The following is a 22,773-nucleotide window of genomic DNA, read 5'->3' on the forward strand; positions in this document are numbered from 1 at the left end:
TTGCCGTAGGAAGGCCGGCAACGACGCGGTGTCGCGACTGCGTTACTGCGCTGCGGGTTTCTTCGGTGCGCGCGGCTTTTTCGGTGGGGCAGGCTTGGCGCCCGGCAGTGCCGCGGCCTTGGGCTCGGACGGAGCCTTGGGCTTGGCGGGTGCCTTCTTGGACTTGGGCGCCGGCGCTTTTGCTTCCGCCTCGGCCAACTTCACCGCCTTTTTCCAATGCTCTTCATCGCGACCGTGGGGTTTACCCTCCGATTCCCAGATCTGGTGGGCCAGTTCGCGAACACGCTTTTCATCGACACTCATTTAGACGCTCCTGATCTTCATGCTTGTTCAATCAACAGGTTGAGCGGACATTCCGACAGCACTTCGCTGAGCATCAGCTCCCTACTAGGGCTGACAACGGTGTTTGGGAAAAGTCCACTGCAAGTGGCAGGCGAAACGGCAAACGGCAGAATTACGCGGGTGTCGTCCCAGTTCTGCGGCGCAATCAACGGAATACTGGCCGCACCGAGCAGATCGCTGGCCAGACGCGGCACGACGATAATTGCCCGTTCTCCTTCGCCGAGTCGGGCGAAGGCCAACACCTTGTCGGCGTGGCGGCCCTGGGCATCGAGCGGCAGGTAGGCGCCGCGCTGGAACAGGGCGGGATGGGCGCGGCGCAGGTTCAGTACACGGGCGATCACCGATTGTTTCAGACGTCCGTCGCGCCAGTGCGTCAGCAGCTCGTGCAGCGGTGCTTCGTGCTCCAGGCTGGCGTGTCGAGCCGCGTAATCCACCGGCCGGCGGTTGTCCGGATCGACCAGGCTCAGGTCCCAGTATTCGTTGCCTTGGTAGAGATCGGGCACGCCCGGCGTGGTCATGCGCAACAGGCTCTGCACCAGGCCGTTGAGCGCGCCGGGGCAGGCGATACGCTCGGCGGCGTCGGCCAGCGAATGGCGAAGGTGTTGGTGGTCCTCGCTGATCAGCAAGCCTTCGAGATAGCGTGAACAGGCCTGCTCATACGCCTCGTTCGGCGCGGCCCAACTGCTGCGCAGCTTGGCTTCGCGCAGCGCTTTCTGCTGCCATTGGCCGACCCGTTCGGCGAACGCCTGCAAGCCTGCACGGTCGTCGCGGTCCAGCGTCAGCGGCCAACTGGCCAGTAGTGTCTGGAACAGCAGCATTTCATCGGCAGGGCTCGGCGCCGGACCGTCGTCCTGCCCGTCCAGCAGCGAATGGGCCAGTTCGCGCCAATGTCCGACGCGGCTGGCCAACCATGGCCCGCGCTCGCTGAGCACGGCCAGGCGCGCGCGGCAGTCTTCGCCGCGTTTGTGATCGTGGGTCGCGGTGGCCAGCAGATTGTCGGGAAAGTCGCGCAGGCGGCGCTGCGCCTCGTTATGGAACTCGGCCGGCGAGGCGCTGAAGCGCTCGGCCTCGAAGCCTACATCGTTGCGCGAGAGCAGTCGTGCGCTGCGGTAGAACGCGGTGTCCTCCACGGCCTTGGCCGCGCTGGGGGCGGTGAGTTGCTGGAAGCGCACGCAGGCGTGACGCAGGCGCTTGCGCGCACGGCCAACGGGCAGTTCGCGCCAGGATTGGCCGCCGAGCCAGCGTTGCAACTGCTCCAGCAGCGGCCAATCGGCCTCGCTGAGCGATTGCCGGGCGCCTTCCATGGCCTGCTGGAAGAAGGGTTCGTCCTGCTCGGGACGGCCGCACGCGCTGATGTAGGTACGATAGACCGGGTAATGCTCGACCAGCGCCTGCACGCCCCGGCGGATCGCGCCCAGGGTCAGGTCACGGGTCATCAGGTCGTCGCGCGCCACCTGCAACAAGGCCTGGGCCACCGACTCGCAGTCGCCGGCCAGGCTGGCGTTGAGCACCAGGCGCCGGGCAATGCGCACTTCCTCGTCGAACTCGGGGCGCTCGGCCACGCTGCGCCAGAGCTCGGTCAAGGGCGCTTCGCCCGCCGGATCGTGCTGTACCAGCGACACCTGGTTCATGAACTCATAGCCGGTGGTGCCATCGGTGAGCCAATCCGGGTGCAGGTGTTCGCCCGTGCCGAGGATCTTCTCCACATAGATCGGGAAGTGCTGCAGCCTCGCTTCGGTAGGGCGCTTGGCCAGCAGGGTATCCACTCGGCGGCGCAAGTTGCGGCAATAACGGCGCGGATCGGCCAGGCCGTCAATGTGGTCGATGCGCAAGCCGTCCACCAAGCCGCGTTCGATCAGCTCGAAGAGCTTGGCATGGGTGGCTTCGAACACCGCCGAGCGCTCCACGCGCAGGCCGCCCAGTTCATTGATGTCGAAGAAGCGCCGCCAGTTGATGTCATCGGCAGCGGTGCGCCAGCTAGCCAGGCGATAGCTCTGGCGTTCGAGCAGCAAGTGCAGGCGCTGGAAACCGTCTTCGGTGTGACTGTCGAAGGCTTTTAGCGCCCGGTCGAGACTGGCGCCTTGGTTGACGCACTGGGCCAGCTCGGCTTGCAAAGGCGCTGCCTCGGCCAGCGGTTGGGTGGAGTCGTTCAGGGCGTCGAAACGCTTGCCCAGCGCTTGCAGCGCTGCGTCGTCGCTGTGGCCGAGGACGCGTCCGTAATCCAGTGGGCAGATCGGGAAGCGGTGCTCGTGATGCTCGACTTCCAGCACGCCGCGTTCGGCGTCGAAGGTCAGAGGCAGCTCGCCGTTTTGCAGGGCGACGCCGTAGTCGCTGCCCAGGAATGGCAGCAGCAACTGGCCCGCTAGCAGCGGATCGCTTGAATGCCACTGGATATCGAAGAACTCGGCGTAGGGACTGCGCCGCCCCCAGGCCAGCAAGTCTTGCCACCAAGGATTGTCGGCGCCGCCGACCGCCATGTGGTTGGACACGGTGTCGAGGATCAGCCCCATGCCGTGCTCGCGCAGGGCAGCCACCAGGCGCAGCAGTGCGGCCTCGCCGCCCAGTTCCGGATTGACCAGGGTCGGGTCGACCACATCGTAACCGTGCCGGGAACCGGCGCGGGCTTTGAGAATGGGCGAGGCGTACAGGTGGCTGATGCCCAATCGGGCGAAGTAGGGCACCAAGGGCACGGCATCGTCGAGGGTGAAGTCGCTGTGAAATTGCAGGCGTTGGGTCGCAGTCAAGGCGTTCATCGGTCGCGCTCCCCGGCCTGGACCCGCGCTTGGGCCAGCAATTCCAGGCGGCGGGCGGCGTGTTCGTCATCCAGCAATTCGGTCACCGGACGCTCGAAGCGCCGTCGCCAGTTAGGGTGCCCATCGGTGGTGCCGGGCAGGTTGGGCTGCTCTTCCAAGCCCAGCAGGTCTTCGAGCGGAACCAGCACCAGCGGGGCGCGGGTGTGGCCGACATAGCGGATGGCAGCGTCGATCAAGGCGTCGTTATCCTTCAAGTGACCGTAGTTGGATTCCAAGGTACGGCGCAGGCCATGAATTTCCTGTTCGCGATCCTGCCGCCAATGCGACTCGGTGGCGGCGTCGATCAGTTCCAGGCGGTGATTCCAGTCGATGTCGCGGGCCTTGAGCCAGCCGGCCAGCGGTGACAGATCGTGGGTGCCGGTGGTGGCCAGGGCTGAATCGGGCCAGTCCAACAGCGGCTTGAAATGGCCCGTGGAACTCTGCTCGAAGGGCAGTACGCGCATGCCCAGCACGGCCTTGTCGGCCAGGCGCTCGCGCAGGCCTTCAGGCACGGTGCCCAGGTCTTCGCCGAGGATGATGGTCTGGTTGCGCACCGATTCGAGCGCCAGCAGCCGCAGCATGTCGTCGAACGGGTAGTCGACGTAGGCGCCTTGCTTGGGTGTGGCGCCTCTGGGGATCAGCCACAGCCTGCGCAAGCCCATGACATGGTCGATGCGCAGGCCGCCGGCATGGGCCATGTTGGCCCGCAGCATTTCGATGAAGGCGCGAAAGCCGTTGCGCTTGAGGCCTTCGGGCGAGAAGCCGCTGATGCCCCAGTCCTGCCCGGAGCGATTAAGAATGTCCGGCGGTGCGCCGACCGTGAGCTCGGCGAGCAATTCGTCCTGACGGCTCCAGGCCTGGCTGCCCCCGCCGTCGGCACCGACCGCCAGATCGGCGATCAGGCCCACGCGCATGCCACCGCCGTTGGCCGCTTGTTGGGCGCGTTGCAGGCTGCGCTCGGTCAGCCATTGGCAGAACGCTTGGAACTCCACTTGCGCAGGATACGCGGCGGCCATCGCCTCGACTTCGGCGGCGTCGGGCCGACTCCAGGCATCGGGCCACTCACGCCAATCGGCGCCCAGACCCTGCTCCACGGCTTCGGCCTGCAGCACTTCGAAACGGCAATGCTGCTCCAGGGCATCGCCTGCAGCCTCGCGGAAACTGTCGAAGTCCGAACGCAGGGGATGGTCACCCTTGCTGAACTCTTCGTAGAGCGTCCTGAGCAGCTTGTGCCGCACGTCGGCGGCACGCGGCCAATCGACCAGCGCTTGCTGTTCCAGGTCTTCCAGACTTTCGGTGAGCCCAGCCATCTCAGCGGCCATGCGCACCTCACGTTCGCCCACCACCACCGAAGGGCTGGCGTAGAGGTAGTTGAGCAGCAGGCGGCTGGAGGGGGAATAGGGACTGAAATGTTGTTGGTCGAACAGCGACAGGGCGTGAATCGGGCTGATCGCCAAGGCATCGGCGCCGCGCTCGGCGGCACAGCGGGCAAATTGCTCCAGTGCCAGGCAGTCGCCGAAGCCGCCATCGCCCGGGCGACGCAAGCTGTAGAGTTGCGCCGACAATCCCCAGCAGCGGGGGGGCTGTTGCTCGACCACGTCCGTGAGGCTATAGCAGCGCGCAGGGGCGACGGCCACGGTCAAGGTGCGCCCGTCGATGTCGAGACGGTGATAGCCGATCGGCAGCTCGCCGGGCAACTGCGCCTGGGCGTCGAGCGTGAGCGTGCGCGAGGTGCCGTCTTCGAGCGAACAGCGCACCGCGCTGTCGGCCGTGAACCAGCGCTTGAGCGCCAAGGGCTTTTCCAGGTCCACCGTCAGCAGGGGCGGGAGATGGTCGCTGTCATGTGCTTCATCCAGCGCAGCCAGGCTGCGCTCGATGGCGGCGTCGTCTTCGGCAGGCAATCCCAGGCCCTGCAGGACACCGCGCAGGGCTTCATCGGTAACGCGTTGCGGGCGATCGTTGGCATCGGTCCAGTCACGGGCCAGGCCTGCGCGGGCGGCGAGGCGGTGCAGCGGCGTATCGCTCATGGCGTCTCCTGGCGAAGGGGAAGCAGACTGACCACACAGCTATAGGCGGCCAGGGTGGAATCCGGGTGGGCGTTGTCGCTGCTGTCGAACAGGCGCGAGTCGGCGCCCGGTAAGGTTATGGGCTGCGCCGCTGGCCCAAGGTTCAGATCGATTCGCAGCTCACTGCCATCGCCCAGGCGCCAGCGCGCTGTGAGGGCCTTTTCGCCGATGACCTCAGCGCCCAGAGCGCGACTGCCGACCAGGCGCGGCATCAGCGTGCGCTGGCGGATATGCAGCAGTTGGTGATACAGACCATGCCAGCCGGCGAGCACCTGCTTGCCGGCGGGATGCGAGGCGGTGAAGGTGTCCAACGCATTGGGGTCGGGAATATGCTCGCGTTTTTCCGGGTCGGCGAACGCGGCGAAGTGTTCGAATTCGGCGCGACGGCCTTCGCGAACGGCATCGGCCAGTTCGTCGTGGAAGTCGGTGAAGAACAGGAAGGGTCGGCAACTGCCTTCCTCGTCGCCCATGAACAGCAGCGGGATCATCGGCGACAACAGCAACAGCCCTGTCGCGGCGCGCAGTGCCTGGGGCGGGCACAGCCGCGTCAAGCGCTCGCCCAGCGCCCGGTTGCCGATCTGGTCGTGGTTTTGCAGGAACAGCACGAACGCGCTGGGTGGCAAATGGCCGCTGGGCTCGCCTCGCGGTTCGCCCTTGCGGTTGGGCTGGCCCTGGAACACGAAGCCTTCGCCCAGGCAGCGCGCGAGCTTGGCGATGGGCTGGTCCTTGTAGTCTTCGTAGTAGCCCTCGGTTTCGTCGGTGAGCAGCACATGCAAGGCATTGTGGCCATCGTCATTCCACTGGGCGTCGAAGCCCTGTTCCAGTAGCGCTGCCTGATTATGTTCGTTTTCCAGCACCAGCCAGACCTGTCGGCCTGGTTCGACCGCTTCGCGCACGCGCGCGGCCAGTTCGACGAGGAAATCGGGTTGGTCGATCGCGTGTACGGCGTCAAGGCGTAGACCATCGATGCGGTAGTCGCATAGCCACATCAGCGCGTTCTGAATGAAGAATTCGCGCACTTCGGGGCGGCGGAAATCAATGGCCGCGCCCCAGGGGGTCTGACGATCCTCACGGAAGAAGGTGCTGGCGTACTGGGGCAGGAAATTGCCATCGGGGCCGAAGTGGTTGTAGACCACGTCGAGCATGACCATCAGGCCGTGGCCGTGGGCCTGGTCGACCAAGTGGCAGAGTTCGGCGGGCGAACCATAGGTATGCTGCGCAGCGAAGGGCAGGGCGCCGTCGTAACCCCAGTTGCGCTCGCCGGGAAACTGGTTAACGGGCATCAATTCGATGGCGGTGATACCCAGCTCGGCCAGGCGCGGCAGTTGCTGGGCCACGCCTTTGTACCCACCCAGCACGCCCACGTGCAGTTCCTGAATCACTGCCTCGTGCCAAGGCCGGCCTTGCCAGGGGTGCTCCCAGGAGTAGTGAGACAATTCGACGATTTCACTGGGGCCGTGCACGCCTTCAGGCTGATAGCGAGAGGCCGGATCGGCCACTTTCAGCTTATCGTCGATCTTGAAGAAGTATCGGTCACCCGGTGTGCAAGGGGCGGTGCCAGCAAACCAGCCATCGTGCTCGGGCAGCAGCGTGACCGCTGGCTGCCCTTGGATTTCCACGCTCACGTTGCGCGCGTCCGGCGCCCAGAGGGCGAAGCGCGCCGACGTGGCGTCCATTGAATGTGCGCCATGCCTGTGCATCTTCACACCTCGTTGTCAGTAGGCGCCGGCGTGTGCCTGGCAGACCAGTTCCTCGTACAGGCGGGCATAGGGTTCCACCGCCTGGCACCAATTGAAGGGTTGAGTCATGGACAGGCAGCGCATGGCGTTGAGCAGGTCTTTATGGGCATGCACGTAAAATGCCCGGCTCAGCGCTTCGCGGTAGCTGTCCACGGTCGACTCGTTGAACAGGAAGCCCGTGACGCCATCTTCGATGGTGTCAGCCAGGCCACCGGTGTTGCGCGCCACTGGCAGCGAGCCGAAGCGCTGGGCGTACATTTGGCTGAGTCCGCATGGCTCGTAGCGCGACGGCATGAGCAGGAAGTCGCTGCCGGCGAACATGCGGCGGGCGTCGGTTTCGTTGAAGCCGATGCGCACGCCGATGCGGCCCGGGTGACGCAGGGCCAGCTCGCGCATGGCCTGCTCTTCCTCTGGCTCGCCGCGACCGATGATCGCGATCTGTCCGCCCTGACGGACGATGTCTTCGGCCACACCCAAGGTCAGGTCCAGACCTTTCTGGTAGACCAGGCGCGATACCACAGCGAACAGCGGACCTTCGGACGGTTCGAGGCCGAACAGTTCACGCACCTGATCGGCGTTGCGTGCCTTGCCTTCCCAGTCGTTGAGGCTGAAATTGTGCTCCAGGTGAGTATCTGTGGCCGAATCCCAGCTTTCGTCGATGCCGTTGGGGATCCCACCGAGCAAGCCTTGTTGGGCCTTGCTGGCCAGGAAGCCGTCCAGGCCGCAGCCGAACTCGGGTGTGGTGATTTCCTGGGCGTAGGTGGCGCTCACGGTAGTGATGTGACTGGAGTAGGCCAGGCCCGCCTTGAGGAACGACAGCTTGCCGTAGAACTCCATGCCTTCCTGCTGCATGGCATGGTCGGGGATGGCCAGCTCGGGGCTGCAGGCGCGGCTGAACACCCCCTGGTAGGCCAGGTTATGAATGGTGAACAAGGTTGCGGTATTCAGGCCGCGCCAGTGCATGTACGCCGGGGCCAGGCCTGCTGGCCAGTCGTGGGCGTGCACCAGGTCCGGGCGCCAGTGCATCATGCCTTCGCCTGCGGCGATATCCGCAGCCGCGAGGCCCAGGCGGGCGAAGCGGATATGGTTGTCTGGCCAGTCGCGACCGTTGTTGGCGCCGTAGGGGGTGCCTTCACGCTCGTATAGCTCGGGGCAGATCAGCACATAGATGACCAGGCCATCGGGCAGGTCCATGCGGCCGATCTTGCACGGCGGCAACGCGGCATGGCCAGCCAGTTCGCCGACGATATGGATGGGGTTGTCACTGTCGACCACTTGCGGATAGCCGGGAATCAGCACGCGGACGTCGTGCAGGTGGGCCATGGCGCGGGGCAGGGCAGCGGAGACATCGCCCAGCCCGCCGGTCTTGACCAGGTCGGCGAATTCCGAGGTGACGAACAACACCTTGCGCTTGAGCGGGTTCTGACCGCGCTGAATACCGGGTGCCTTGCCTGTCGTGACGAACCCTGGTGGCAGGGGCCCGCTATTATCGGGGTTGAACAGTTCTACATGAGGCTCGACAGCGGCACTGATCATTACTTCTCTCCATCCCTTGCGCTGGTGGGTGCGTCACCCATCGCGTTATCTCGTATTGGTTCTCGCTTTTTGTTACAGGTGTTCGTGATGCGATCCTTGCCCCTGAGTCGTGCACAGCAACACCGCGCGCTCGAAAGTCCGGTCGAACGGGCGTTTGGACTGATTGGGGTGGGCGGGCTGGCGCGTGAGGTGATCCTCTTGCGCGGCCTACTTAGTTGCTGACCTACCCATGTTTTGGAAAGTTCTACTTATTTTGGAGTAGCTGCCTTTACTGGTTGTCGAGGGAGGGCCGAAAGGTGGCACTCACCGTCTGACACAGCAAAACACGGGCCGAGCCTGAGTGTAGGTGACGAAAGGTAGCGGCGGTGACCCGCCGGTCACATTTTCCATGACCGTTGATCTGCGCAAACGTTGGCGGCAGAGCACGCGCCGTTGGAGGTGCCCGGAAAGGGAGCGGAACGAGGCGCGAGAGGAGGGCGTGAAATAAGGCGATGGGGTCTGATCAGGCCCCGAAACAGTGCGTGAGGATCAGAGCTGGGGCAGTTTGCCGTTCAGGCGAGCTTCTTCGAGCATCAGGTTGAGCTGGGCCACCTGCGCGCGCAGTTGATCACGCTCGTCGCGAAGCTGACGCAGTTCGTCGCGGCGTACGGTGACGTAGAGGGTCTGGGTGGCGGTGGCAGGCATGACGGTACCCATGAGTACACCTCGCAGTTTGGCTGGTGACGGTAGTAAGCGTAGACGCTTCGTGCGGCGCGCATTTTGAATTCTTTGCCAAGCGATGGGAACTTTTTTGTTTATCGTGGTCATGCCGTTCGTCGGTGAACCCTCGGGCGGCGCGCTGGACTAACCTGAATCACCGAACCGCGTTGTCATTCATTCGCAAAGAGGGAGCATCGGCACATGCAACTGGGAATCGTCGGGCTGGGCCGCATGGGCGGCAACATTGCAAGGCGCCTGATGCGCGCCGGCCACCAGACGGTGGTGCACGATCGCAACCGCGACGCGGTCACGGCTTTGGCCGGCGACGGCGCGCAAGGCGTTGACGACCTCGCCGCCATGGTCCAGGCGCTGCAGGCGCCGCGTGCCGTCTGGGTGATGCTGCCGGCCGGCGAGCCGACCGAGCAGACCATCGCGCAGTTGGCCGATCTGCTTGAGCCGGGCGATGCGATCATCGACGGTGGCAATACGTTCTACAAAGATGACATGCGCCGCGCCGCCGAACTGGCCACGCGCGGCCTGCATTACCTGGACGTGGGCACCTCCGGCGGCGTCTGGGGCCTTGAGCGCGGCTACTGCATGATGATCGGCGGCGAGCGTGAGGTGTTCGAGCGCCTGGAGCCGCTGTTCGCTGCCCTGGCCCCAGGCGTCGGCGACATTCCCCGCACCCACGGGCGCAGCGGCGAGCCGGTGCGTGCCGAACACGGTTACATCCACGCCGGTCCACCCGGCGCCGGGCACTACGTGAAGATGGTGCACAACGGCATCGAGTACGGCCTGATGCAGGCCTACGCCGAAGGCTTCGACCTGCTGCGCAGCAAAGGTGGCAACGAGCTGCCGGAAGACCAGCGCTTCGACCTGAACGTGGCCGAGATCGCCGAGGTGTGGCGGCGCGGCAGCGTGGTCACCTCGTGGCTGCTGGACCTGACCGCCGACGCCTTGGTGGCCGACCCGCAATTGGCCCAGTTCAGCGGCTCGGTGTCCGACAGCGGCGAAGGTCGCTGGACGGTGGACGCCGCCGTGGAACAGGCGGTGCCGGTTCCGGTGCTGTCCAGCGCGCTGTTCGCGCGCTTCCGCTCACGCCAGCAGCAAGGCACCTTCGGTGACAAGGTGCTGTCTGCCATGCGCCTGGGCTTCGGTGGCCACGTCGAGAACAAACGCCCATGAGCAAACGAACCACGCCCGCTGCACCGCCCTGCACGCTGTTCCTCTTCGGCGCCAATGGCGACCTGGTCAAGCGCCTGTTGATGCCGGCGCTGTACAACCTCAGCCGCGATGGCCTGTTGGACCGCAACCTGCGCATCGTCGGCGTCGACCACAACGAAGCCAGCGCCGAACAATTCGCCGAACGCCTGCATGCCTTCATGGCTGGCCGCGACAAAGGCGGCGAGGGCGCACCGCCCAGCCTCGATCCCGACCTCTGGGCGCGCCTGGCCAAGCGCCTCGACTACCAGACCGGCGATTTTCTCGACCCGGCCACTTACCAGGCCCTGGGCAAGCGTATCGACAAGACCCGTCACGGCAATGCCATTTTCTACCTCGCCACCTCGCCGCGCTTCTTCCCGGAAGTGGCGCAGCGCCTGGGCGAAGCGGGACTGCTCGACGAGTCCGGCGGTGGTTTCCGCCGGGTGGTGGTGGAAAAACCCTTCGGCACCGACCTGGCCAGCGCCGAGGCGCTCAACGCGTGCCTGCTGAAGGTGATGAGCGAGCGGCAGATCTACCGCATCGACCATTACCTGGGCAAGGAAACGGTGCAGAACATTCTGGTCAGCCGCTTCTCCAACGGGCTGTTCGAATCGTTCTGGAACAACCATTACATCGACCATGTGCAGATCACGGCCGCCGAAACCGTTGGCGTCGAGACGCGCGGGGCGTTCTATGACAGCACCGGCGCGTTGCGCGACATGGTGCCCAACCATCTGTTCCAGTTGCTGGCGATGGTGGCGATGGAGCCGCCCGCGGCGTTTGGCGCCGATGCGGTTCGCGGTGAAAAGGCCAAGGTGATCGGCGCGATCCGGCCCTGGACGCCGAAGCTGGCCCTGAAGAACTCGGTGCGCGGGCAGTACGGCGCTGGCAAGCGCCTGGCCGGTTACCGCCAGGAAAGCAACGTCGATAAAGACAGCCGTACCGAGACCTACGTGGCGCTGAAGGTGATGATCGACAACTGGCGCTGGGCCGGCGTGCCGTTCTACCTGCGCACCGGCAAGCGCATGAGCGTGCGCGACACCGAGATCGCCATCTGCTTCAAGCCGGCCCCTTATGCGCAGTTCCGCGAGTCGGCGCTGGAGCGGCCCAAGCCCAACTACCTGAAGATCCAGATCCAGCCGAACGAGGGCATGTGGTTCGACCTGCAGGCCAAGCGCCCCGGCCCGGAGCTGGTGATGGAGAACGTCGAGCTGGGTTTCGCCTACAAGGACTTCTTCAAGATGACCCCGGCCACCGGCTACGAAACCCTGATCTACGACTGCCTGACCGGTGACCAGACGCTGTTCCAGCGCGCCGACAACATCGAGAACGGTTGGCGTGCGGTGCAGCCCTTCCTCGACGCCTGGGCCAAGGGCGGTGAGGTGCACGAATACGCGGCGGGCGAAGACGGCCCCGAGGCGGGTGACGAATTGCTCACCCGCGACAAGCGCGAATGGCACCGCCTGGGGTGAAGCGGCTCAGCCAGGGCCGCCAGTGCGGCCCTGGCGGGTGACTCAGTCCAGGTCGGCCGCCGAATGGCGCTCCGGTACCTGGCTGTCTGGCTCGCCCCAGGTGCGATTGACCCGGGTGCCACGCTGCACCGCCGGGCGTGCGGCGATGCTGTCGGCCCAGCGCTGCACGTTGGGGTAGTCCTGCACCGAGAGGAATTCGGCCGCGCCATACAAGTTGCCACGCACCAATTGCCCGTACCACGGCCATACCGCGATGTCGGCGATGCTGTAGTGTTCCCCGCCCAGGAACGGGCTTTCGGCCAGGCGTCGTTCCAGGACGTCCAACTGACGCTTGGCTTCCATGCTGAAGCGGTTGATGGCGTATTCGATCTTCTCCGGTGCATACACGTAGAAATGCCCGAAACCACCGCCCAGGTAAGGTGCCGAGCCCATCTGCCAGAACAGCCAGTTCAAGGTTTCGGTGCGCGCTGCCGGGTGGGCAGGCAGCAAGGCGCCGAATTTTTCCGCCAGGTGCAGCAGGATCGAGCCGGATTCGAACACCCGCACGGGCGGCTCGACGCTGCGGTCGAGCAGGGCGGGGATCTTCGAGTTCGGGTTGACCTGCACGAAGCCGCTGGAGAACTGATCGCCCTCGCCGATGCGGATCAGCCAGGCGTCGTACTCGGCGCCGGCATGCCCCAGGGCCAGCAGCTCTTCGAGCATGATGGTGACCTTCACGCCATTGGGCGTGGCCAACGAATACAGTTGCAGCGGCTGCTCGCCCACGGGCAACTCGCGTTCATGGGTGGGGCCGGCGATCGGGCGGTTGGTGCTGGCGAACTGGCCACCTGAGGCGGCATCGTTCTTCCACACCTTCGGGGGAACGTAGGGGCTTTTGCTCATCCGATCTCATCTCCTGAGTGTCTTCGATCCCTGTGCGATCGCCGGATGCGATCAGGGTTCGGTGCACAAGACTAGGGCAGGATGAGCGGTGCTGGGAAGACTTGCCGTAGCCGTGCAGCGGTAATCTGAAAGACGGTGCTTACCCGCGCGCGCCGTCTTTCAGCTTCAGGCCCCGTGCGGATCAGTGTGCGCCGGCCGCTTTGCTCAGGTCGCTCTCGGCCCACTGGGTGTAGACGCACGCATCGGCCACCGCCCAGCGCACCTTCACCCGGTCACCGGGGCGCATCGGCATGCCGGCCGCCGACAGCGCCTTGACCGTCATCGCTGTACCACCGTCGGTGTGCACATGGCAGGTCTGGCTCTCGCCGAGGAACAGCAGTTCGCCGACCTTGGCCTCGACCTCGTTCCAGCCTGCTGGCAGTGGCTCGCGGCTCGCCTGCTCGCTGCTCAGTGCCAACGCCTTCTCCGGCCGCACCATCACCAGCGCCGGCTGGCCAGCGGCGAGCCCTGCGGTCAGGCGGATCGCCAAGGGTTGGCCTTCGAAAGTCGCCGCACCATGACCGGTGGCGCTGACCCGCAGGAAGTTGGAGTTGCCCAGGAACGACGCAACGAATGCATTGGGCGGATTCTGGTAGAGGTCATAGCCGCTGCCCAGGCCGACGATCTTGCCGTGGCTGAAGATGGCGATGCGCTGGGACAGGCGCATCGCCTCCTCCTGGTCGTGGGTCACGTAGACGATGGTGATGCCCAGGCGCCGGTGCAACTGGCGCAACTCGTCCTGCAGGTCTTCGCGCAGTTTCTTGTCCAGCGCGCCGAGCGGTTCGTCCATCAGCAGGATGCGCGGCTCGTACACCAGCGCCCGAGCAATGGCCACGCGCTGTTGCTGGCCGCCGGACAGTTGCGCCGGGCGCCGATGGGCGAACGATTCCAATTGCACCAGCTTGAGCATGGCGTCCACGCGCTTGGCGATCTCGGCGCTGGCCAGCTTGCGGATGGTCAGCGGGAACGCGATGTTGTCGCGCACGCTCAGGTGCGGGAACAGCGAGTAGCGCTGGAACACCATGCCGATGTCGCGCTTGTGCGGCGGCACGTTGACCAGCGACTGGCCGTCGACCAGGATCTGCCCGCTGCTGGGCGTCTCGAAACCGGCCAGCATCGACAGCGTGGTGGACTTGCCCGAGCCGCTGGAGCCGAGGAAGGTGAGGAACTCGCCGTCCTGGATGTCCAGGCTGATGTCGTCGACCGCGGCGAAATCGCCGTAGTGCTTGTTCAGGTTGCGCAGGCTGACCAGGGTCTTGGCCTGCGCGGTGTCTTGGATGACTGCACTCATGGTTGTTGTCTCCGGCACTCAGGCGTTGATTTCGTTGCGACGGCGCAGGGCGCTGGCGATGACCATGACCAGGATCGACAAGCCGATCAGCAGGGTCGAAGCCACGGCGATCACCGGACTCAGGTCCTGGCGCAGGGTGGTCCACATCTTCACCGGCAGGGTCTGCAGGTCAGGGCTGGCCATCATCACGCTGAGCACCACTTCATCCCAGGACACCAGGAAGGCGAACAGTCCGCCGGCGATCATGCCGGGGCGAATCGCCGGGAAGGTCACCTTGAACACCGCCTGCAGTCGCGAGGCGCCACAGATCACCGCTGCATCCTCGATCGACTGATCGAACAGCTTCAGCGAGTTGATGATCGAGATGATGGTGAAGGGCAGGGCGACGATCACATGGCTGACCACGAAGGCGAACAGCGTGCCGGTATAGCCGAGCTTGAGAAACAGCGCGTAGACCGCCACGGCGATGATCACCAAAGGCACGATCATGGGCAGGGTGAACAGACCGTAGAGCATTTCGCGCCCGGGGAAACGCCCACGCACCAAGGCGAAGGCGGTGGGCAGGCCCAGGGCCACGGCGGCGATGGTGGTGAGCACGGCGACCTTGAGGCTGGCCAGTGCGGCGTCCATCCACTCGGGGTTGGAGAAGAACTGGGTGTACCACTTGACGGTCCAGCCGGGCGGCGGGAACACCAGCCACTGCGAGGAACCGAACGACAGCAGCACGATGAACACCACCGGCAGCAGCAGGAAGGCGGCGATGATCCCGGTGGTCAGGTACAGGCCCGTGCGCAGCGGACGACCCATGGCGTTGGGGGACAGGAGCATGACGGATTACCTCGCGTTGCCGACCGGGGATTCCGGCTGCAGCTTCAGGTACAGGTAGAAGAGCACCAGGGTGATGGCCACCAGCAGTGCCGCCGCGGCGCTGGCCAGGCCCCAGTTCAGGAACGACTGCACCTGCTGGATGATGAACTCAGGCAGCATCATGTTCTGCGCACCGCCCAGCAGGGCCGGGGTGACGTAGTAACCGAGCGACATCACGAACACCATCAGCGCACCGGAGAACAGCCCCGAGCGGCACAGCGGAATGAACACTCGCCAGAAGTTGGTCCAGGGGCTGGCGCCGCAGATCGAACCGGCCTGCAGCACCATCGGGTCCAAGGCCTGCATGGTCGCCTGCAAGGGCAGGACGATGAACGGGATCATGATGTAGCTCATGCCGATCACCACGCCGGTGAGGTTGTGCACCATCTCCAGCGGGGCGTCGATGATGCCCAGGGCCATCAGCAGCTTGTTGACCACCCCCGAGCCCTGCAGCAGCACCAGCCAGGAGTAGGTGCGCGCCAGCAGGCTGGTCCACATCGACAGCAGCACGATGTTCAGCAGCCAGCGACCCCAGCCACGCGGCACCAGGGTGATCGCCCAGGCCAGCGGAAAGCCCAGCAGCACGCTGATCAACGTCACCAGGCCGGCCACTGAGAAGGTGTTGAACAGTACCCGGGCGTAGGCGGAGTTGGCGAACAGTTGTTCGTAGTTGCCCAGCCCCGGCACCGGCTCCAGCACGCCGCGCAGCAGCAGGCCGATCAGCGGCACGAAGAAGAACAGGCCGAGGAACAGCAGCGCCGGCAGCAGGTTGCCGCTGCCCCGCCAGCGCTGGCTCAGGGGCACGCGGCGCAAGGCCGCCCGCGGGGTGCCGGGGTCGGCACCTTGGGCGTTATGCAGGGCATTGATGGCGACTTTCATTTAACCAGCCACTCGTTCCAGCGCGCGGCGATGGCCTGGCCGTTCTTGGCCCAGTAGGCGAAGTCGAGCGTCACCTGATCCTGGGCGTGGGCGGTCGGCAGGTTAGGTGCCAGTTGCGGGTCCAGGCGCTGGATGCTGTCGAGGTTCACCGGGGCGTAGGCGGTGGCGTTGGCGAAGTCGGCCTGGCCTTTGGCACTGCTGGCGTTGGCCAGGAACTTCATGGCCGCGTCCTTGTTCTTGGCGCCCTTGGGAATGACCAGGAAGTCGGCCATGACCAGGTTCTGTTTCCAGCTCACGCCTACCGGCGCGCCGTCTTGCTGCAGGGCATAGAGCCGGCCATTCCAGAACTGCCCCAGGGTCGCTTCGCCGGAGGCCAGCAGTTGCTGTGACTGGGCACCGCCGCCCCACCAGACGATGTCTTTCTTGATGGTGTCGAGCTTCTTGAAGGCGCGGTCCAGATCGAGCGGGTAGAGCTTGTCGGCCGGGACGCCATCGGCCAGCAGGGCCAGCTCCAGCACGCCGGGGCTTGGCCACTTGTACAGGGCGCGTTTGCCTGGATAGGTCTGGGTGTCGAACAGCGCGCTCCAGTCCACCGGCTTGTTGGCGCCGAGCTTGCCTTCGTTGTAGCCGAGCACGAAGGAGAAGAAGAACGAACCGACGCCGTGGTCGGAGACGAAGCGCGGGTCGATCTTGTCGCGCTGGAGGGTATTGAAGTCCAGCGGTTCGAGCAGGCCTTCGCTGGCGGCGCGCAAGGCGAAATCCGCTTCCACATCGACCACGTCCCATTGCACGTTGCCGCTTTCGACCATGGCCTTGAGCTTGCCGTAGTCGGTGGGGCCGTCCTGCACGACCTTGATGTTGCTGCTCTTGCTGAAGGGGTCGGCCCATGCCTGTTTCTGGGCGTCCTGGGTGGTCCCGCCCCAACTGACGAAGTTCAGGCTGTCGGCGGCCTGGGTGGTCTGGCAGGCCAGGGACAGCAGGCTGGCGGACAGCACTGCGGTGACGCGTTTACTCAACAGCATGGTTACGCCCTCGTGACTTTTGTTATTCGAGGCGGGGCTGTGTCGCGCCCGCCCATTGTAATCGGGAGCCGCTATTTCGAGTGGAATCTGGCCGTGGTGTGAGTGTAGGCACGGCCGGTAGCATTAAGGTCTACGGGATATCATATTATGGTATTCCAAACTTTTCGCAAGAGGGAGTTGGCGACCGGCCATCACTGCGTCACCCCCTCACGCGAGCATAGTGGGCTCGAATGGCACGCTCTCCACGACTTCCAGTTCATACCCGGCCAGCCCGGCATATTTGAGCGGCGGCCCCAGATGGCGCAGCTTGCCCACGCCCAGGTCCTGCAGGATCTGCGCCCCGGTGCCGACCTCCGAGTACACCTTGGTTTGCCCACGCTGGTACGGCCGCGGCGCCTGGATGAGGTGCGGCACCCGTTCGAGCAGGGCCTGGGACGATTCGTGATTGGCCAGCACCACCACCACACCGCTGCCTTCGGCGGCCACCCGTTGCAACGCTGCCCACAAGGTCCAGTTGGCAGGGCCGGCATACTCGGCACCGACCAGGTCGCGCAGGGGATCGATGACATGCACACGCACCAGGGTCGGTTGCTCGCGGTGAATCTGGCCCATGACCATGGCCATGTGCACGCCGCCTTCGATGCGGTCCTCGAAGGTGACCAGGCGGAAGGTGCCATGCACGGTCGGCAGTTCGCGTTCGCCGATGCGTTTGACGGTCTGCTCGGTGCTCAGGCGGTAGTGGATCAGGTCGGCGATGGTGCCGATCTTGATGCCGTGCTGTGCGGCGAAGCGCTCCAGATCCGGGCGCCGCGCCATGCTGCCGTCGTCGTTGAGCACTTCGACGATCACCGAGGCCGGGGCGAAGCCGGCCAGGCGCGCCAGGTCGCAGCCGGCTTCGGTGTGGCCAGCGCGGGTCAGCACACCGCCCTCGCGGGCCCGCAGGGGAAAGATATGACCGGGCTGCACCAGGTCTTCAGGGCGGGCATCGGCGGCCATGGCGGCGGCCACGGTGCGCGCCCGGTCGGCGGCGGAGATGCCGGTGGTGACGCCGCTGGCTGCCTCGATCGACACCGTGAACGCCGTGCCAAAGGCGCTGGCGTTGCTGGGCACCATCTGCTCCAGGCCCAGGCGTTGGCAGTGCTCGTCGGTGAGGGTCAGGCAGATCAGCCCGCGTGCTTCGCGGGCCATGAAGTTGATCACCTGGGCGTTGCAGCATTCGGCGGCGATCAGCAGGTCGCCTTCGTTTTCCCGGTCTTCATCGTCCACCAGCAGGACCATCTTGCCCTGGCGGTAGTCTTCGAGAAGTTCTTCGATGCGGTTGAAGGCCATGTTGCACGCTCGCGATGATCGGTGGAGTATTGTGGTATACCATAATACATAAATCACCCTAAGAGGAGCGCGCTGGATGAAGGCCTATTGGATCGCCCACGTAGAGGTCACCGACCCGCAGCAGTATCAGCAGTACACCCAGCGCGCGCCTGCGGCGTTCGCGGCTTACGGCGGACGTTTTCTGGCCCGAGGGGGGCAGAGCGAGGCGTTGGAGGGAAGGGCCACGCCGCAACGCAGCGTGGTGATCGAGTTCGATTCGTACGAGCAGGCGTTGGCCTGCTATCGGTCGGATCTCTATCAGGACGCCTGCCAGTATCGGCACGGCGCGGCCATGGCCGAGGTCATCATCGTGGAAGGGGTCGAGCCGTAGTCTTCGGTGGATGCGCCTGCCAAGCAGGCGCGATGGCTACGGCTCAGTCTCAGTGTCCTGTGGCGAGCTCGGTGCCACGTTGGCGGCGGCGGTAGGCACTGTCGCGGCTCGCCAGCCACGCGTACAGCGGTGTGGTCACCGCCAGCCCGACCAGCCAGGACAGGTCGGCGCCGTCGATGTGCGCCGAGACCGGGCCGACGTACAGCGGCGTGTTCATGAACGGGATCTGCACCAGGATGCCAATGGTGTAGGCAATCAGCGCCTGCGGGTTGTAGCGCCCATAGCGGCCGCCATCGGGCACCGGCACACTGTCGACCACGCCGTGCAGCGACTTGCCCGCCAGCACGATGTTGGAGGCGAAGAAACCGATGTACATCACCCCGGCGATCACCACCACCAGCAATGCGCCAAGGCTGCCGAACTGGGCGCGGCTCTGGATCATCTGCGCAATGCCCATTTGCGGGCCTTGCGCCGAGTGCAGCGCCATCAGCACGCCGCCGAGCAGGTGACCGACCAGAATGGCGACGATGCCCCACACCAGGTTCAGGTGGAACAACTGCACGCCCAGGGCGCCGGTGACGATGGGCAGCGGCGCGATGTTGCCGCCGAACCACAGGGTGAACAGGTCCTTGACCTTTCCATGGCGGTCTTCGGGGGGCACGTATCCGATCGTGTGTTTTTCGATGAGGGGGGCCGCAGGCGCTGCGCTGGTCATGAGGAACTCCAAGGCAAGGATGGGCACTTCACGGGTGCCCGGATGCGCGCCGGCAGAAGGCGGCGCGTTCTTGTTGGAAGCGATCATGGAGCGCGGAGGGGGAAGGAGAAATTAGTAAATTTGTGCTTACGAACGTTAAAAAAGCTACGTTCGCGAATGGGGCAGGATTCGACGTGGCGAGCGTGCAGGAGAGGGCGCCGTGGCGGGGTTGGCTCCATGCTATGCACCGCGCGGGTGCCCAGGTGAGCGATTTCAGTGCCAGGCGATCAGGACCGCGAGTGGCCCTGATCGCTCGGCGTCAGGCGTGTGCCAGGGTGCGCTCAGGGCTCACCGGGCGCAGCCAGGTGCTCAGGACCAGCAGCAGCCCGGCACCTATCGCCATCACTGCCCAGGCCCAATGCAAGGAGCTGAGTTGGTCGCGTACTACCCCGGCCACCACGGGCATGCTCGCGGCGATGAGGTAGCCGCCGCCTTGCACGAAGGCCAGCAGCGATCCGGCTTCGGCCGGCGAGCGGGCGCGGTCGAGGGTCACGATCAGCGACAGTGGGAACAGTGCGCCGATGCCCAGCCCCAGGCACAGCACGGCCAGCAGGTACAGTGTCAGCGGCGCGGTCATCAGGCACAGCAGGCCGCCGATCAGCAGCAGGATCACCAGTGCCAAAGGCCGGCGGCGATCCGGATAACGGTGAATCAGCGCCGACACCAACAGCCCGGCGATGACCTCGGTGATGGTCAGCGCGCCCAGCAGATAACCGGCGCTTTCCGCCGGCCAGCCCAGCTCGACGAAGAATGGTGGCAGCCAGGCCAGCACCAGCGTGTAGGCCCCGGTGCCGATCCCGAAGAACACCAACAGCAACCAGGCACGGCCGCTGCGCCAAGGCAGTGCAGCGGCCGACGCCTGGCCGTGTACATGGCCGGCCGCTAGCAGCCAGGCGATCAAGGCGATCATCGCCGGCAACGCGGCATAACCCAGGGTCAGGTTCCAGCCCAGCATGCCGGCGCTGGGTGCGGCCAGGGCTGCGGCCAGCGCCGCCCCGGCCATGATGCCCGTGGTGAACAGGCCCATGAGCATACCGGCGCTGTGCGGATGATTGCGCTTGATGTAGGCCGGCATCAGCGACTGGATCACGGCGATGCCAATCCCGCCCACAGCGGCGCTGGCGATCAGCGCGGCGGACGACTCGACATAGGTGCGCACCGCGCAGGCCGCCGCGATCAGGGTCATGCCCATGGCCACGCCCCTGACCTCGCCGACCCGGCGTTGCAGCCACGGGCCGGCGAGGGCGAACAGGCCCATCATCATCACCGGCAGCGTGGTCAGCAGGCCGCCCTGCAGGTTGCTCAGGCCCAGGTCGGCCTGCAGCACATCGAGCAACGGTCCGATCGAGGCCATGATCGGCCGCAGGTTGATACCCACCAGCAGCGCCAGGACCACCACGCAGGCTTTGGAAGGGGTATCGCCCATTTCAGTGCAACTCCTGCAGGAAACCAGAACGTGCCCGGTGGACTGCCGGGGCATGGGAAACGTTGAAGACATGAGGGTGACCTGCAAGGGTATTGAGGTGTACGTGGGCACTGTCCCGGGAGAACGGTCGAGCGTACTTCGAGGCGATGGGCGCGCTGTCGACGCGCAGGTCGGGTACGATTGCGCGGCGCCCCAGGCTCAGCGGCACCGCCAGCGCATTGCGCCCAGGCCGGTCGGTAGTGCCCCGGCCGCGCGGCAATCGCGCAGTGACGCCGGACCCGGCGTGAATGTCGCGATCGCGATTTCGGTCGTGTTCGAAGAACGCCATGTCCTCTCCCGGTTCATAACTCGTGCATATCAAGATAACTTAACGTTAAGATACTTGGGAAGCGCCAGGTGATGGCAGGGATATGGCCCATACAGTTCAGGGTGAACGAACGGTGACGCAATGAAAGATCATGTCGATTTCGTCGTCGCGCAGTGGGCGCAGGCGATGCCCTCGGTGGACGCCTCGTCCATGGAGGTGTTCGGGCGCATGGCGCGCCTGCAGAAGCACCTGGAGCGCCGGCGCGGCGCGGTGCTGGAACAATACGGTTTCAAGGAGGGTGAGTTCGATGTAATGGCGACGCTGCGCCGTGCCGGTGCGCCCTATCAACTCACGCCGACCGAACTGTACAACTCACTGCTGATCACCTCAGGGGCGATGACCAACCGCCTCAACCGGCTCAAGGACGCCGGCATGATCGAACAACTCCATGACGCCGCCGACAAGCGCAGCTACAAGGTGGCGCTCACCACCCAGGGCCTGCACAGCATCGAGCAGGCTGTCGGCAGCCATACCGCGCTGCAGAACCAGTTTCTCTCTTCCCTGGCGCCGGAGGAGCGCGAGGCGTTGGCACGCATGCTCAAGCGCATGCTGGCGGCGCTGCCCGAAGATGGCGAACCCATCCCATGAATCCCATTGGCGAGGAGACCTGTGCGTGCTGCACAGCAATTACCTGAAGCAGCTCGACCTGCAGGACATCGTGGTGTTTCTCAACCTGCTGGAACACCGCAGCGCCAAGCGCACGGCCGAACTGATGAATGTCAGCCAACCAACCGTGAGCTACTGCCTCAAGCGCCTGCGCGGATGCTTCGACGACACCCTGTTCGCCTCGTCGCAAGGCTTGCTGCAGCCCACGGCCAAGGCAGAAAAGATCGCCCCGTACCTGCGCGTGGTGATCGAATCGGTCAACCGCTGCGCCGAAGCCGATGCATCCGCCGATGGGGTGGCCATGCCACGGATCTGGCGTCTGTGCGCGCCGGAGTATTTCGAGTTGGCCTTTCTGCCACAGGCCTTGGCCAGCCTGTCGCGCAGCCACGCCAACACCTCGCTGCACCTGGAGCGGCTGAGTCGCGACCTGCCGGTGGATCGGCTGATCGCCGGTGATATCGACCTGGCCATCGGCTTTGGCCCCAGCTACCACCAGTTGCATCCGGAACTGCAATGGCAGCCGGTGCTCAGTGACGGATTCGTCTGCTTGACCAGCGAGCGGGGTCTGGCTCAGCCGGGGGTCATGAGCCTGGACGAATTCTGTCAATCGGCGCACGTTTTTCCCACGCCGTGGATCTCGGAAAAGAACATGGTCGATGGCTGGCTGGAGAAGATCGGTCGCACCCGCAACGTGCTGGTGCGCGCCAATGGCTACCAGGCCTGCGTCAACATACTCGCGGCGGTGCCCGCCACCGTGTCGCTGCCGGCGCGTCTGCTCGCGCACCTGCGTATCCCCGAGGGGGTGATGCAATGCCAGCCGCCGATGGGCTTTCCGGTGTTCACGGTGGACATGATCTGGTCGCGCGACCGCAGCCTCAGCGGCGACGTCGCCAGCCTGCGCACCCTGATCCAGGATGTGGCGAGCGAGTTGCTTCGGGCCAGTTGAGGCGCTGACGAACAAGGACTACAGGTGCTCAGGATGAGTGAACCGAAAATGAACAACTCGCCGTCGTGCGCCCCGACCACCGTCGGCGCAGGCACGTTCCCTGTTGCGCAGAGGGTTTTAATTTCTGATCAGGGCTTTCGGTTTCT

General features: G+C 65.1%; 20 protein-coding genes. 5 read left to right on the forward strand and 15 right to left on the reverse strand.

Features of this window, described 5'->3' with window-relative positions:
• Positions 1-42: 42 nt before the first annotated feature.
• The 6 genes from Q7C30_RS11245 to Q7C30_RS11270 form a co-directional block, all read right to left on the reverse strand.
• Positions 43-303, reverse strand: coding sequence for a DUF2934 domain-containing protein (locus Q7C30_RS11245; protein ID WP_029614074.1), 261 nt, complete (start codon positions 301-303; stop codon positions 43-45).
• Between the two features lie 17 nt (positions 304-320).
• A complete protein-coding gene (locus Q7C30_RS11250; RefSeq protein WP_317871542.1) occupies positions 321-3,095 on the reverse strand; it encodes a malto-oligosyltrehalose synthase in 2,775 nt (924 codons plus the stop codon).
• Positions 3,092-5,161 (reverse strand): 4-alpha-glucanotransferase, encoded by a 2,070-nt coding sequence (gene malQ, locus Q7C30_RS11255; protein ID WP_317871543.1) that lies wholly within the window; start codon positions 5,159-5,161, stop codon positions 3,092-3,094. Before malQ ends, Q7C30_RS11250 begins: the two co-directional genes overlap by 4 nt.
• On the reverse strand, positions 5,158-6,900 hold the full coding sequence (gene treZ, locus Q7C30_RS11260; RefSeq protein WP_317871544.1) for a malto-oligosyltrehalose trehalohydrolase: 1,743 nt from the start codon (positions 6,898-6,900) through the stop codon (positions 5,158-5,160). Before treZ ends, malQ begins: the two co-directional genes overlap by 4 nt.
• A 15-nt stretch (positions 6,901-6,915) precedes the next feature.
• Entirely contained in the window at positions 6,916-8,475 is a 1,560-nt protein-coding gene (glgA, locus tag Q7C30_RS11265; RefSeq protein WP_039577250.1) for a glycogen synthase GlgA, read from the reverse strand.
• Between the two features lie 528 nt (positions 8,476-9,003).
• Positions 9,004-9,171, reverse strand: coding sequence for a DUF6026 family protein (locus tag Q7C30_RS11270; protein ID WP_317871545.1), 168 nt, complete (start codon positions 9,169-9,171; stop codon positions 9,004-9,006).
• A gap of 156 nt (positions 9,172-9,327) precedes the next feature.
• Here Q7C30_RS11270 and gnd point away from each other — a divergent pair, with 156 nt between their 5' ends.
• Complete coding sequence (gene gnd / locus Q7C30_RS11275; protein WP_275898092.1) at positions 9,328-10,359, forward strand: phosphogluconate dehydrogenase (NAD(+)-dependent, decarboxylating); 1,032 nt, start codon at positions 9,328-9,330, stop codon at positions 10,357-10,359.
• A complete protein-coding gene (gene zwf / locus Q7C30_RS11280; protein WP_029614068.1) occupies positions 10,356-11,849 on the forward strand; it encodes a glucose-6-phosphate dehydrogenase in 1,494 nt (497 codons plus the stop codon). The genes gnd and zwf overlap by 4 nt, the downstream gene beginning before the upstream one ends.
• A gap of 42 nt (positions 11,850-11,891) precedes the next feature.
• On the opposite strand, the gene yghU is transcribed toward zwf, so the two are convergent.
• The 6 genes from yghU to ribBA form a co-directional block, all read right to left on the reverse strand.
• Positions 11,892-12,731 carry a glutathione-dependent disulfide-bond oxidoreductase gene (gene yghU / locus Q7C30_RS11285; protein WP_317871546.1) on the reverse strand — a complete coding sequence of 280 codons (840 nt, stop codon included), beginning with the start codon at positions 12,729-12,731 and terminating at the stop codon, positions 11,892-11,894.
• A 181-nt stretch (positions 12,732-12,912) separates the two neighbouring features.
• Complete coding sequence (locus Q7C30_RS11290) at positions 12,913-14,061, reverse strand: ABC transporter ATP-binding protein (protein ID WP_039577258.1); 1,149 nt, start codon at positions 14,059-14,061, stop codon at positions 12,913-12,915.
• An 18-nt stretch (positions 14,062-14,079) separates the two neighbouring features.
• The gene (locus tag Q7C30_RS11295) at positions 14,080-14,889 is read right to left on the reverse strand and encodes an ABC transporter permease (RefSeq protein WP_029614066.1); all 810 of its coding nucleotides are present in this window, start codon (positions 14,887-14,889) and stop codon (positions 14,080-14,082) included.
• Between the two features lie 6 nt (positions 14,890-14,895).
• Positions 14,896-15,807, reverse strand: a complete 912-nt coding sequence (locus Q7C30_RS11300) for an ABC transporter permease (protein WP_029614065.1) — start codon at positions 15,805-15,807, stop codon at positions 14,896-14,898.
• Positions 15,804-16,829: an ABC transporter substrate-binding protein gene (locus tag Q7C30_RS11305; RefSeq protein WP_039577262.1), complete on the reverse strand. Its 1,026-nt coding sequence runs from the start codon at positions 16,827-16,829 to the stop codon at positions 15,804-15,806. The genes Q7C30_RS11300 and Q7C30_RS11305 overlap by 4 nt, the downstream gene beginning before the upstream one ends.
• 207 nt (positions 16,830-17,036) lie before the next feature.
• The gene (gene ribBA, locus Q7C30_RS11310; RefSeq protein ID WP_029614063.1) at positions 17,037-18,158 is read right to left on the reverse strand and encodes a bifunctional 3,4-dihydroxy-2-butanone-4-phosphate synthase/GTP cyclohydrolase II; all 1,122 of its coding nucleotides are present in this window, start codon (positions 18,156-18,158) and stop codon (positions 17,037-17,039) included.
• A 76-nt stretch (positions 18,159-18,234) separates the two neighbouring features.
• On the opposite strand from ribBA, the gene Q7C30_RS11315 reads away from it, so the two are divergent.
• Positions 18,235-18,528 (forward strand): DUF1330 domain-containing protein, encoded by a 294-nt coding sequence (locus tag Q7C30_RS11315; RefSeq protein WP_317871547.1) that lies wholly within the window; start codon positions 18,235-18,237, stop codon positions 18,526-18,528.
• Positions 18,529-18,577: 49 nt separating this feature from the next.
• On the opposite strand, the gene Q7C30_RS11320 is transcribed toward Q7C30_RS11315, so the two are convergent.
• The 3 genes from Q7C30_RS11320 to Q7C30_RS11330 form a co-directional block, all read right to left on the reverse strand.
• Positions 18,578-19,243: a cytosine permease gene (locus Q7C30_RS11320; protein ID WP_317871574.1), complete on the reverse strand. Its 666-nt coding sequence runs from the start codon at positions 19,241-19,243 to the stop codon at positions 18,578-18,580.
• A gap of 298 nt (positions 19,244-19,541) precedes the next feature.
• Positions 19,542-20,708, reverse strand: coding sequence for an MFS transporter (locus tag Q7C30_RS11325; protein ID WP_317871548.1), 1,167 nt, complete (start codon positions 20,706-20,708; stop codon positions 19,542-19,544).
• 1 nt (position 20,709) lies between these two features.
• Entirely contained in the window at positions 20,710-21,036 is a 327-nt protein-coding gene (locus Q7C30_RS11330) for a hypothetical protein (protein WP_317871549.1), read from the reverse strand.
• A gap of 120 nt (positions 21,037-21,156) precedes the next feature.
• On the opposite strand from Q7C30_RS11330, the gene Q7C30_RS11335 reads away from it, so the two are divergent.
• Both Q7C30_RS11335 and Q7C30_RS11340 read left to right on the forward strand, forming a co-directional pair.
• Positions 21,157-21,663, forward strand: coding sequence for a MarR family transcriptional regulator (locus Q7C30_RS11335; protein WP_317871550.1), 507 nt, complete (start codon positions 21,157-21,159; stop codon positions 21,661-21,663).
• 25 nt (positions 21,664-21,688) lie between these two features.
• Entirely contained in the window at positions 21,689-22,627 is a 939-nt protein-coding gene (locus Q7C30_RS11340) for a LysR family transcriptional regulator (protein WP_116888067.1), read from the forward strand.
• Positions 22,628-22,773: the final 146 nt, after the last annotated feature.

Origin of the sequence: Pseudomonas sp. RAC1, assembly GCF_030658255.1 — a bacterium.
GTDB classification, from domain to species: Bacteria; Pseudomonadota; Gammaproteobacteria; order Pseudomonadales; family Pseudomonadaceae; genus Aquipseudomonas; species Aquipseudomonas boreofloridensis.